Genomic DNA, 11,814 nt, shown 5'->3' with positions numbered 1-11,814 from the left:
CATGCCGCGGCGCGTGAGCGCCCGCACCCGCGCTTCCAGCTCCTGGAGGCTGAACGGCTTGGCCATGTAGTCGTCGGCCCCGTAGTCCAGGCCCTTCACGCGTTCTTCCACCGCGTCGGCTGCCGTGAGGATCAGCACCGGCAGCGAGGAGCCGCGGCCACGCAGCTTGCGCAGCACCTCCAGGCCATGCATTTTTGGCAGCCCCAGGTCCAGGATCAGCAGATCGAATTCGTTGTTGGTCATGAGCGCGGCATCGGCCTCGGTGCCGCTGGCCACATGGTCCACGGCGGCGCCGGAAGCGCGCAAGGTGCGCAGCAGGCCGTCGGCGAGCACTTGGTCGTCCTCGGCAATCAGAATCCGCATGGCTGTCTCCTTTTGGGGGCCGGTCGCGCAAGGGCCTGTCGGAATTCTAGAGCTCGGGCGCCCGCCGCCGCGTCATGCGGCCGGGCCAGCATAAGCTTCCAGCCCGATCATGACCACCGCGGCCACTTCAGCCCCGACTTCCGCGCGGAATTCCGCCTCCGCTTGCGCCACCGCTTCCCTGAAGGCCTGCAGCCACGCCAGGCCCGTGGACGTGAAGCGCACCAGCCGGGCGCGGGCGTCCAGGGGGTCGGGTGCGCGAACCACCAGCCCCCAGGCTTCGCATTGGTCCACCAGGTCGCCCATGGCCTGCTTGCTCATGCCCGCCCGCTGTGCCAGGTCGGTCAGGCGCGATCCCTCGAGGGCGACATGTCGGGTGATCTGGATGTGCGCGGCGCTGACTTGCGAACGCGCGGCGAGATTGGACAGTGCCAGAGGCACGTCGATATTGCGGGCCATCAGCGCCAGCACCCGCTCGTCGAAGCGCCGCGCGGAATGTCCCAGCAGCCTGCCCAGGTGGGTGAGACGCCACCCATCGTGCGGGGAAGCGGATTCGGCCACGGTTAGATAGTAAGGCAAACTGACGAAAAATCTCGTTTACTTCTTGAAGGCGGCAGCGTTAAAGTACTGGTCAAGCATCCAGGCTGTGAATAAGACCACTGGATGAGACAGCCAACCCGTTGATTCACAAGGAGATTTCTCATGGATGCTCAAGTCAAAGGTACCCGGATCGCTGCGGACAGCGAAAAGTCCAAGGCCCTGCAGGCCGCCTTGGCCCAGATCGACAAGCAATTCGGCAAGGGCACGATCATGCGCCTGGGCGAAGGCGAAGTGATCGAAGACATCGAGGTCGTCTCCACCGGCTCGCTCGGCCTGGACATGGCGCTGGGCGGCGGCGGCCTGCCACGTGGCCGGGTGGTCGAGATCTACGGCCCGGAGTCCTCGGGCAAGACCACGCTGACCTTGCAGGTCGTGGCCGAGATGCAGAAGCTCGGGGGCACCTGCGCCTTCATCGACGCCGAGCACGCGCTCGACATCCAGTACGCCCAGAAGCTCGGCGTCAACCTGCAGGAACTCCTGATCTCCCAGCCTGACACCGGTGAACAGGCGCTCGAAATCGTCGACGCCCTGGTCCGCTCGGCGTCGGTCGATCTGGTCGTGATCGACTCCGTCGCGGCGCTGACGCCGAAGGCCGAGATCGAAGGCGAGATGGGCGATTCGCTCCCCGGCTTGCAGGCCCGGCTGATGAGCCAGGCGCTGCGCAAGCTCACCGGCTCGATCAAGAAGACCAACACCATGGTCATCTTCATCAACCAGATTCGCATGAAGATCGGCGTGATGTTCGGCTCGCCCGAAACCACCACCGGTGGCAATGCGCTGAAGTTTTACGCCTCGGTGCGGCTCGACATCCGCCGCATAGGCTCCATCAAGAAGGGCGAAGAAGTCATCGGCAACGAGACCAAGGTCAAGGTCGTGAAGAACAAGGTCTCGCCGCCCTTCAAGACTGCCGAGTTCGACATCCTCTACGGCCAGGGCATCAGCCGCGAAGGCGAGATCATCGACATGGGCGTCGAGGCCAAGGTGCTGGAGAAGTCGGGTTCCTGGTACGCCTACAACGGTGAAAAAATCGGACAAGGCAAAGACAACGCCCGCGAGTTTTTGAAAGAGAACCCCGCGCTGTCGGTCGAGATCGAAAACAAGGTGCGCGACGCCATGGGCATCCCGCTGCTGCCCTTGGGTGAAGAAGCCGCCGCCGCGCCGGCCAAGAAGGCCCGGGCCGCCAAGGAGCCCACCGCGCAAGACGCATGAAGCCGCGGCTGTCGCTTAAGGGGCGGGGTTTGCAGATCCTTTCCCAGCGCGAGCACAGCCGCAGCGAGATGCGCCGCAAGCTGCTGGCCCATGCCCGGGCCGGCGAGCCTGACGAAGCCGCGGCCAGCCCCGAAGAGCAGGTCGACGCCGTGCTCGACTGGCTGCAGGCCCAGCGTTACCTCAGCGAAGATCGCTTCGTCGAGAGCCGTGTGCATGCCCGCGCCTCGCGCTTTGGCAACCTGCGCATACGCCAGGAGCTGGCTCAGCACGGCGTCACCCTCAGCGCCCAGACCGACCAGCAACTGAAAGAAACCGAACTGGGCCGCGCCCGCGAGGTGTGGTCACGCAGGTTTGGCGAAGTGGCACCCGAAGCCAACGAGCGGGCCCGCCAGGCGCGGTTTCTGATCGCGCGTGGCTTCTCCAGTGAGGTGGTGCGCCGCGTGGTGCGGGGCGTGCACGACGACTGAGGCAGGGGCGGCAGGCGCACCCCTGTTCCACTTTGCTGCGGTGCAGAATGCTACATTTCGTGCGTTTGCCAGGGGGTGCCATGCTTCCCGGCCCCGTCAATCCCCAGCATCAAACCTCCTGCTTCGATGGCCCTGCCCCCCGCCGCGCCCGAGCGCCAGCTCAAGCACAGCCGCCACATCGATGTGCAAATCTATGCACGCGGCACCGGGCTGTGGGAAGTCGACGCGGTCATCACCGATGTGAAGACGCGCGATGCCGAGCTCGCCGACGGCGTGCGCCGCGCCGGTGAACCGATCCACGACATGCTGCTGCGCCTGGTGATAGACGAGTCTTTCAACGTGCTCGAAGCCGGCTCCGAGACCCGCGCCATGCCCTACCCCGGCGAGTGCGACCACCATGGCGACGCTTATCAGAAGCTGGTCGGCCTGAACCTGATGCGCGGCTTTCGCTTTGCCGTGTTGGAGCGCCTGGGCGGCACCGCCGGCTGCACCCACCTGACCGAGCTGACGCAAGTGCTGCCCACGGCCGTGGTGCAGGCCTTTGCTGGCGATGTGATCAACACCCGCGGCGATGGTGACAATGCCAAGCAACCTTTCCAGCTCGACCGCTGCCACGCCCTGCGCACAGACGGCAACGCCGTGCGCACCTATTACCCGCGCTGGTACAAGCCTGCGCGGCCCGAGTCCCACCCGCAGTCAACCGTTCCCCGAACCTGAGTGAAGAGAGTCCGCGATGAAAATTCATGAATACCAAGGCAAGGAAATCTTGGGCGCCGCCGGCGTGCCGGTGCCCCGCGGCTACCCCGCATTCAGCGTGCAAGAAGCCACCGAAGCTGCGCAAAAGCTGGGCGGCCCCGTGTGGGTGGTGAAGGCACAAATCCACGCCGGTGGCCGCGGCAAGGGCGGCGGCGTGAAGCTGGCCCGCTCGCTTGACGAGGTGAAGCAGCTGTCGGGTGAGATCCTTGGCATGCAGCTCAAGACCCACCAGACCGGCCCGGAAGGCCAGAAGGTGCGCCGCCTGTTGATCGAAGAAGGCGCCGACATCAAGAAGGAATACTACGTGGCGGCCGTGACAGACCGCGCCACGCAGCGCGTTGCGATCATGGCCAGCAGCGAAGGCGGCATGGACATCGAAGAGGTGGCCCACAGCACGCCCGAGAAAATCATCAAGGTCTTCGTCGACCCGGCTGCCGGCCTGACCGATTCCCAAGGCACCGAGCTGGCCAACGGCATCGGTGTGCCAGCTGCTTCGCAAGCCCAAGCCATCGACGTGTTCAAGAAGCTGTACCAGATCTACATGGACACCGATTCGTCGCTGGCCGAGATCAACCCGCTGATTCTTGAAGGCAACGGCGGTATCAAGGCACTCGACGCAAAGTTCAACTTTGACAGCAACGCCTTGTTCCGCCACCCAGAGATCGTGGCCTACCGCGACCTCGACGAAGAAGACCCGGCCGAGATCGAAGCCAGCAAGTTTGACCTGGCCTACATCCAGCTCGACGGCAACATCGGCTGCCTGGTGAACGGCGCGGGCCTCGCCATGGCCACCATGGACACCATCAAGCTCTTCGGCGGCGAGCCGGCCAATTTTCTTGACGTGGGCGGCGGCGCCACCGCCGAGAAAGTGACCGAAGCCTTCAAGATCATGCTGAAGAACCCCAAGGTGAAGGCGATTCTCGTCAACATCTTCGGCGGCATCATGCGCTGCGACACCATCGCCGAAGGCGTGATCGCCGCGTGCAAGGCGGTGAACCTCTCCGTGCCGCTGGTGGTGCGCATGAAGGGCACCAACGAAGACCTCGGCAAGAAGATGCTGATGGAGTCCGGCCTGCCCATCATCAGTGCCGATTCAATGGCCGAGGCCGCGCAAAAAGTCATGGCTGCCCTGAAGTAAGCCACGAGGAAAAAACCATGAGCATCCTGATCAACAAAGACACCAAGGTCATCACCCAAGGCATCACCGGCAAGACGGGGCAGTTCCATACCCGCATGTGCCGCGACTACGCCAATGGCAAGGCGGCATTCGTCGCCGGCGTGAACCCCAAGAAGGCCGGCGAAGACTTCGAAGGCATCCCCATCTTTGCAAGCGTGAAAGACGTGGCGAAGAGCACCGGCGCCACCGTGAGCGTGATCTACGTGCCGCCAGCCGGCGCGGCTGCTGCCATCTGGGAAGCCGTTGAGGCCGACCTTGACCTGGCCATCTGCATCACCGAGGGCATCCCCGTGCGCGACATGCTGGAAGTGCGCAACCGCATGAAGGCCAAGGAAGCCAAGGGTGGCAAGAAGACATTGCTGCTGGGGCCGAACTGCCCGGGGCTCATCACGCCCGATGAAATCAAGATCGGCATCATGCCGGGGCACATCCACCGCGCGGGCCGCATCGGTGTGGTCAGCCGCTCGGGCACGTTGACGTATGAAGCCGTGGCACAGCTGACCGAAATCGGCCTTGGCCAATCGAGCGCGGTCGGCATCGGTGGCGACCCGATCAACGGGCTCAAACACATCGACGTGATGAAGCTCTTCAACGACGACCCGAACACCGACGCCGTGATCATGATCGGCGAGATCGGGGGGCCCGACGAAGCCGAGGCCGCTCGCTGGTGCCAGGCCAACATGAAGAAGCCCATCGTCGGCTTTATCGCCGGCGTGACCGCGCCTCCCGGCAAGCGCATGGGCCATGCCGGCGCGCTGATCTCGGGCGGTGCCGACACGGCCGACGCCAAGCTCGCCATCATGGAAGAGTGCGGCTTCACCGTGACTCGCAACCCGTCGGAGATGGGCAAGCTGCTCAAGGCCTTGCTCTGATCGAAAGGGCGCTCCGTACTACTACGCACGTGGCGGTGCGAGCGCCTTTCTAGAATCCACAGCAGCTCGAATGAGGAGAGCCCGTCGCGGCTCTCTGACATCACCACACAACGGGCCCTGCCATGGATTTCACTTCCGCCGCGTTTTGGGCCGCCCTCGGCTCGATCATTCTTGCCAACGTCATTCTGTCGGGTGACAACGCTGTCGTGATTGCCATGGCGGCGCGCTCGCTGCCGGCGCACCAGCAAAAGAAGGCGATCTTCTGGGGAAGTGCCGCGGCCATCGTGCTGCGCATCATCCTGACGCTGGTTGCCGTAGAGATGCTCAAGTGGCCCTACCTCAAGATCGTAGGCGGGCTGCTGCTGCTCTACATCGGCATCTCGCTGCTGGGCGAAGAAGATGGCGACGATGGTGGCCCTAAGGAAGTGGGAGGCCTGATGGCCGCGATCCGCACCATCCTTGTGGCCGACCTAGTGATGAGCCTAGACAACGTGCTGGCGGTGGCCGCGGCCGCCAAGGGCAACACGCCGTTGTTGGTGATCGGCCTGGCAGTGAGCATCCCGCTGATCATCTTTGGCAGCACCTTGCTGCTCAAGGTGATGGACAAGTTCCCCATCATCATCACGCTCGGTGCCGCCTTGCTGGGGTTTCTAGCGGGCGAGATGATGCTCACCGACCCCGCCGTCACGGCCCGATTCGGAGAGTTGTCGCACACCGTCGTCAACATTGCCGGTGCGGTCGGCGCTGCGATGGTGGTGGCGGTGGGCACCTGGCTGCAAAGGCGTGCTCGCCGAAGCGTGATTTCCTGAGGGTTTTGAGCCTTACGCCGCAGGCCTGCACACCTATGCTGCAAGCTTGAAGGGGAGTAGCTCGACCCGAACGCCCAGCCCTCGTGGTGCGGCGCGAAGGTTTCAGTAAGCCGTCAATACGAAGCGCAAGCTTCCGGTTTGCTGGGCCATAAAACACACTCCAGCCGAGCAAGACCTTCGATGCAAGCCGTATGACGGCAGGCTCGAAGGCGACCCTATTCAACGCCCCCCGCCCTGTCTCCAGTTGGCTTGCACCGTTTGTCGTGCAACTGCTCTGGAGAACACATGGAACTCTTTTCTTCCGCTTGGCTATCGGCCTTGCTCGCGATCGTTCTGATCGACCTCGTCCTCGCGGGCGACAACGCCATCGTGATCGCGCGGGCCGCCCGCAACCTTCCAGCACACCTTCAAAAGAAGGCCATCGTCGTGCGCACCACGATGACGGTCGGCGTGGTGTGGCTGCTGCGCGTTCCCGGCCTGATGGCCATTGGCGGACGTCAAGGTGTTCGATGCCCGCCGACCGCGGCTGGGCAACCGGCCGAGCCGATGGCCCCTGCCGCGCCCGCGCACGAGATCAGCCGCTGGGCCTGCCCGGTCGCCGTCACCACAGGTTTGAGCGCCAAGCTGGCCTTGGCAGACTGACACTTCTGACAGGGGGCACGGCGCTTCCCCCGTGCTAATGTCCCCCTCGGTTCACCGGGAGTTGACCCCAGCACATGGGCAAAGAGTTGGTCTGGACGTTAACGCTCACAGGCATCGCGTTGCTTGTTGCGGCGGCTTATCTCGCCTGGGGGCTTCCGCGTCTGCGGCCCCGCCTCGGTTTGCTTGTGTCCGCGGTGCTCGTGATGGCGGCTGCTGTGCTCGGTGCCTTGCTGGCGCCGAGTCAAACGAGGTGGCTCGCGGCCCTGCCGGCCATCGCCCTGCTCTTTGGACACATCGGGTTCTCGGCCGTCCGGCGCAGCGCGACCGCAGTCGCCGCACCTGGAAACAAGCCGGCCGCGCCGTTGACCGAAGCGACCAGTGCTGCCCCCGAGCGGCAATTTTTCGGCCGATACCAGGTCGAAAAAGAGGTAGGCCGAGGAGCCATGGGCGCGGTCTACGTGGGGCTAGACCCCAAGATCGGCAGGCTCGTGGCAATCAAGACCATGGCGCTGAGCAAGGAGTTCGCTGGCGACGAGTTGGTTGAGGCGCGCGCGCGCTTCTTCCGCGAAGCCGAGACGGCCGGGCGTCTGCAGCACCCCGACATCGTGACCATCTTCGATGCGGGTGAAGACCAGGGCCTCGCCTTCATCGCGATGGAGTTGCTCAAGGGCGACAACCTTGAGCCCTATGCGCAGCCGAACCGCTTGTTGTCGGTGGACGTGGTGCTGAGCACGGTTGCTCGGGTGGCCGATGCGCTGGCCTATGCCCACAGCCAGGGCGTCGTGCACCGCGACGTGAAACCGGCCAACGTGATGATCGACCTGAGCGCCGGTGTCGTGAAGGTCACCGATTTCGGCATTGCCCGCATCACCGATTCCAGCCGCACGCGCACCGGCCTGGTCTTGGGCACTCCCTCTTTCATGTCACCCGAGCAACTGGCGGGCCGGCGCGTGGACGGCCGCAGTGATCTCTACTCGCTGGGCGTCATGCTGTTCCAGCTGCTGACCGGCCGCCTGCCGCACCGATCGGATTCGATGGCCACGCTCATGCAGCAAATTGCAAACGAGCCCGCACCCGACGTGCGCAGCCTGCGCCCCGAGCTGCCCGAGTCACTGGCGCGAGCCGTCGCGCTTCTGCTCGAAAAGCGCCCCGAAGCGCGCTATGCAGGAGGGCAGCAGCTTGCCGCCGATTTGCGCACCATCGCACACGACATGGCCGAGTCAGGCCAGCAGCCAGGCCCGCCACTCGCATCGTCAGACCCCCCCGATTCCAGCGGATTCGCCGCGACGGTAAAAATGGAGCGTGCCGATCCAAGGCACAATTCCGGCTCCTGATGAGTTGAATACTCAATGAACCTGCCTGCGCTCGCCACTGCCATGTCGCTCGAGTTCTTCAGTGCCACGGATACCGGCCGCGCCCGCAACAACAACGAAGATTCCATCGCTGTTCAAGAGGTTGCAGGTCTGGTGGTGCTGGCCGATGGCATGGGCGGCTACAACGCCGGCGAAGTGGCCAGCGGCATGGCCACCTCCTTCATCAAGACCGAGCTCGGCCGCTGGCTCCAAGAGGCTTCGGGCAGTGCGTCAGACACCGATGTGCGCCGCGCGATGGACATCTGCGTCGACAACGCCAACCGCGCCATCTTCAATGCCGCCAATTCCAACCCCCAGTACGCTGGCATGGGCACCACACTCGTGGTGGGTGCCTTTCGCGATGGCCGCCTGCTGATGGGCCATGTGGGCGATTCGCGCGGCTACCGGTTTCGGGGTGGCCGCCTGGTACAGATCACCCACGACCACTCGCTGCTGCAAGAGCAGATCGACTCTGGGCTGATCACGCCTGAGCAGGCGGCGTTCTCCACCAACAAGAACCTCGTGACCCGCGCGGTGGGTGTCGAAGACACGGTGCTGCTCGAGACGCATCTGCACGACATCATGCCGGGGGATATTTACCTGTTGTGTTCAGACGGCTTGTCCGACATGCTGGACGATGACGGCATTGCGCAAGTGTTGCAAGCGCACGACTCACTGGAAGAGGCCGGGGCGGGGCTGATTGACGCAGCCAATGACGCCGGTGGAAAGGATAATATCGCGGTGGTGTTGGTGCGGGTGCGGGGGCAAAGCAGCCCGCCCCGGTCATGGTGGCCTTTCAGGCGCTGAGTTCACACGACACACCACATTTCGGCCCCGTCCGCGGGCCAAGAGACAGACAAGAGACTGAGGTCAAGCATGGGCAAGCTGGTCGTATCGCTCGACGGTGTGGTGATCAAGGAAGTACAGATCACCAAAGACAAGACGACCCTCGGCCGGCGGCCTTACAACGACATCGTGATCGACAACCTGGCAGTCAGCGGTGAGCACGCCGTGCTGCAGATGGTGGGCACCGACGTTTTCATCGAAGACCTCAATAGCACCAACGGCACCTACATCAACGGCAAGGCCGTCAAGAAGCAGCTGCTGACCCACAACGACACCGTCGAGATCGGTAAATACAAGATCAAGTACCTCGTAGACGACGGCACCGACTACGAGAAGACCATGATCATGAAGCAGGGCGCCCCGGCCCCTGCGAGCTACAGCCACGGTTTTGCTCACACCTCGGCACAAGGCGGCCCGGCTTCGGGCTTCGGCGGGCTGGGGCAGGCGGTCATCCCCGGCACGATCAAGGTGCTGAATGGCGCCGCAGCCGGCCGTGAAGTCGCGCTCACCAAGGTCGTCACCACTGTCGGCAAGCCCGGCGTGCAGGTGGCGTCTATCACCAAGCGCCCGGGCGGCTATGTGTTCGCCCACGTGGAAGGCGCCAACCGCCCCACCATCAATGGCAACCCGCTGGTCGGCGACACCTTGCATCTGAAGAACGGCGACGTGATCGAGCTCGCCGGCACCCAGATGCAGTTCATCCAGGTCTGAGCCCTTCGCGCGCCCGCTCAGACCCGTACGGGCTGAGCCTGTCGAAGCCGGCGCCCGGCTGTGATGCTTTTCACGCTGAGCGCTTTGCCATAGCAAAGCCACCGCGCAATCGCGCTGAAATGCGACATCGGCACCTTGCAGTGGCGCCCCACTGCCATCAGCATTGCATTGCAGCGCGCAGTTTGCGCTGAACAGTGGCCCAGCCCGCTCCCAGACCCATGAAAATCCGCGTTCTCGGCTGCTCCGGCGCCATCGCCGAAGGCAGCCGAACCACTTCCTTTTTGGTCGACCACGACGTGCTGGTCGACGCCGGAACGGGGGTGGGTGATCTACCGCTAGAAGCGTTGGCGCAGATCGACCACATCCTCATCAGCCACTCGCACCTCGACCACATCCTGGCCATCGGCCTGCTGGCCGACAGCGTGATGCGCTTGCGCGCTGCGCAGGGTCGTGGGCCGATTCAGGTGCATGCCCTGCCAGAGACGCTGGAGGCCTTGCGCAAGCACATTTTCAACGGGGTGATTTGGCCTGATTTCACGCGGCTGCCCCATGCAGACAAGCCCGTGCTGCAGCTGGTGCCCTTTACGCTGGGAGAGCGGCTCAACCTGGGTGGCAAAAGCTTTGAAGTGTTGACTGCCACACACACGGTGCCTGCGGTCGGCTTTGCCTTGCAAGGCCGCGACGGCTGGTGGGTCTACACCGGTGACACGGGCCCCAACCCTGCCTTGTGGGCGCGCTTGTCGAGCATGAAGGTCACCCACCTCGTCATCGAAACCGCGTTCAGCAATGAAGAGTGCGAACTTGCGCAGCTGAGCCAGCACCTGTGCCCGAAGAAGCTGGGCTTGGAGCTGAGCCAGCTGCAAGGCAGCGTCAACGTGCACATCACGCACATCAAGCCGGGTGAGGTGTGTTCAGTGATGGCCGAAGTGGGCGGGCTGAACACATCACACCATGTGAGCGCGCTTCAAGCGGGGCAGGTCTTGGTGATGGATTGACCGGGCAACCCGCTTGCGAAGGCCAGTTCCGGCTAGGTAAATCGAGCCCCGTCAACGACAATTGAGAAAGGATCCGCACCATCCAGCGCGTCTCGAAGCGTCAGCAGCAAGCAGCCGATCTTGCTTACTGGCTGGCACGCCCCATGGCAGACCGCATTGCAGCCGTAGAGGCCTTGCGCTTGCAGGCGTACATGGCGGGCGAAATTCCTGATGCTGAACCGCGACTTCAAAGAGTTTGTCGAGTTACTCAACGCAAAGGGCGTTGAGTAACTGGTAGTCGGTGGCTACGCGTTGGCCGCTCATGGGCACCCGCGCTACACGGGAGACATCGATTTCTGGGTTCGGCCCCGCCGCAGAAAACATTGCTCGGCTTCTGAGCGTACTTGGCGACTTCGGGTTCGCTTCCCTTGGCTTGAGCGCCGCCGATTTCGACGCCGATACTGTGGTTCAACTCGGGCAACCACCGCGCCGCATTGACCTGCTGACCGCCATCGACGGCGTGGAGTTTGTGGCTGATTCACACGACGCGAGCGGGTCGCGTTGGCAGGGGTTCAGTTGAACATCATCGGCGTGGAAGACTTCAAGACCAGCAAGCGCGCGGCGGGGCAGCTCAAAGACCTGGCCGATGTTGAGAGCTTGACGCCGCAAGCCGCTGACCCGTTGAACCCAGCGAAACCCGAGTCTTCGGAATAGAGCTTGTCGAGGCGGTGTCAAAGGGCAGTGACGATTTCCGTCAACCTGTGTCAGTGTGCAACGTGACTTCTTTCCACTGGTGACCGTTTGTGTCAGATCAGTGGGCGAATTCCACGGTTTTTCAAGCGATCCCCCTTGGCACGCACGGTGCAACTAAGGCCATGTGTCTCCCCTCATCCGTCCCTCACAGGAGTTTTCTATGAAGCGTTCTATGCAAAAGGGTTTTACCCTGATCGAACTGATGATCGTTGTCGCGATCATCGGCATCTTGGCCGCCATCGCGCTGCCGCAGTACCAGACCTATGTTGCGAAGTCCCAAGTGGCG

At 63.5% G+C, this 11,814-nt stretch carries 15 protein-coding genes and 1 pseudogene; 14 read left to right on the top strand and 2 right to left on the bottom strand.

The window, feature by feature from the left end:
• Together AC30QB_RS11760 and AC30QB_RS11755 are read right to left on the bottom strand one after the other, a co-directional pair.
• The coding region (locus AC30QB_RS11760) for a response regulator (protein ID WP_489546404.1) at positions 1-363 on the bottom strand (363 nt) is incomplete at its 3' end.
• A 72-nt stretch (positions 364-435) separates the two neighbouring features.
• The gene (locus AC30QB_RS11755) at positions 436-921 is read right to left on the bottom strand and encodes a MarR family winged helix-turn-helix transcriptional regulator (RefSeq protein ID WP_489546403.1); all 486 of its coding nucleotides are present in this window, start codon (positions 919-921) and stop codon (positions 436-438) included.
• 141 nt (positions 922-1,062) lie between these two features.
• Between AC30QB_RS11755 and recA the strand changes: the two genes are divergently transcribed.
• The 14 genes and pseudogenes from recA to AC30QB_RS11685 all read left to right on the top strand — a co-directional run.
• Positions 1,063-2,169 carry a recombinase RecA gene (recA, locus tag AC30QB_RS11750; RefSeq protein ID WP_489546402.1) on the top strand — a complete coding sequence of 369 codons (1,107 nt, stop codon included), beginning with the start codon at positions 1,063-1,065 and terminating at the stop codon, positions 2,167-2,169.
• Between the two features lie 29 nt (positions 2,170-2,198).
• Entirely contained in the window at positions 2,199-2,636 is a 438-nt protein-coding gene (gene recX / locus AC30QB_RS11745) for a recombination regulator RecX (protein WP_489546401.1), read from the top strand.
• Between the two features lie 126 nt (positions 2,637-2,762).
• Positions 2,763-3,353 carry a DUF2889 domain-containing protein gene (locus AC30QB_RS11740; protein WP_489546400.1) on the top strand — a complete coding sequence of 197 codons (591 nt, stop codon included), beginning with the start codon at positions 2,763-2,765 and terminating at the stop codon, positions 3,351-3,353.
• A gap of 16 nt (positions 3,354-3,369) precedes the next feature.
• Positions 3,370-4,530: an ADP-forming succinate--CoA ligase subunit beta gene (gene sucC, locus AC30QB_RS11735; RefSeq protein WP_489546399.1), complete on the top strand. Its 1,161-nt coding sequence runs from the start codon at positions 3,370-3,372 to the stop codon at positions 4,528-4,530.
• 17 nt (positions 4,531-4,547) lie between these two features.
• Positions 4,548-5,441: a succinate--CoA ligase subunit alpha gene (gene sucD / locus AC30QB_RS11730; RefSeq protein WP_489546398.1), complete on the top strand. Its 894-nt coding sequence runs from the start codon at positions 4,548-4,550 to the stop codon at positions 5,439-5,441.
• Between the two features lie 122 nt (positions 5,442-5,563).
• Positions 5,564-6,250 (top strand): TerC family protein, encoded by a 687-nt coding sequence (locus AC30QB_RS11725; protein WP_489546397.1) that lies wholly within the window; start codon positions 5,564-5,566, stop codon positions 6,248-6,250.
• 285 nt (positions 6,251-6,535) lie between these two features.
• Positions 6,536-6,745: pseudogene (locus AC30QB_RS11720) on the top strand (TerC family protein); the annotation flags it as partial.
• A gap of 350 nt (positions 6,746-7,095) precedes the next feature.
• Positions 7,096-8,226 carry a serine/threonine-protein kinase gene (locus AC30QB_RS11715; RefSeq protein ID WP_489546396.1) on the top strand — a complete coding sequence of 377 codons (1,131 nt, stop codon included), beginning with the start codon at positions 7,096-7,098 and terminating at the stop codon, positions 8,224-8,226.
• 42 nt (positions 8,227-8,268) lie between these two features.
• Entirely contained in the window at positions 8,269-9,051 is a 783-nt protein-coding gene (locus tag AC30QB_RS11710; RefSeq protein WP_489546406.1) for a Stp1/IreP family PP2C-type Ser/Thr phosphatase, read from the top strand.
• A 69-nt stretch (positions 9,052-9,120) separates the two neighbouring features.
• A complete protein-coding gene (locus AC30QB_RS11705) occupies positions 9,121-9,801 on the top strand; it encodes an FHA domain-containing protein (protein ID WP_489546395.1) in 681 nt (226 codons plus the stop codon).
• Positions 9,802-10,019: 218 nt separating this feature from the next.
• Positions 10,020-10,796 (top strand): MBL fold metallo-hydrolase, encoded by a 777-nt coding sequence (locus tag AC30QB_RS11700; protein ID WP_489546394.1) that lies wholly within the window; start codon positions 10,020-10,022, stop codon positions 10,794-10,796.
• Positions 10,797-11,097: 301 nt separating this feature from the next.
• On the top strand, positions 11,098-11,355 hold the full coding sequence (locus tag AC30QB_RS11695) for a hypothetical protein (RefSeq protein WP_489546393.1): 258 nt from the start codon (positions 11,098-11,100) through the stop codon (positions 11,353-11,355).
• Positions 11,352-11,489, top strand: coding sequence for a hypothetical protein (locus AC30QB_RS11690; RefSeq protein WP_489546392.1), 138 nt, complete (start codon positions 11,352-11,354; stop codon positions 11,487-11,489). The genes AC30QB_RS11695 and AC30QB_RS11690 overlap by 4 nt, the downstream gene beginning before the upstream one ends.
• A gap of 199 nt (positions 11,490-11,688) precedes the next feature.
• Positions 11,689-11,814: prepilin-type N-terminal cleavage/methylation domain-containing protein (locus AC30QB_RS11685; RefSeq protein ID WP_489546405.1), on the top strand; the 126-nt coding region annotated here is incomplete at its 3' end.

Source organism: Rhizobacter sp. (assembly GCF_046595475.1).
Lineage (GTDB): Bacteria > Pseudomonadota > Gammaproteobacteria > Burkholderiales > Burkholderiaceae_C > Rhizobacter.
Note: the sequence above shows the minus strand (reverse complement) of the source record. Positions and strands in the feature narration are given on the sequence as shown.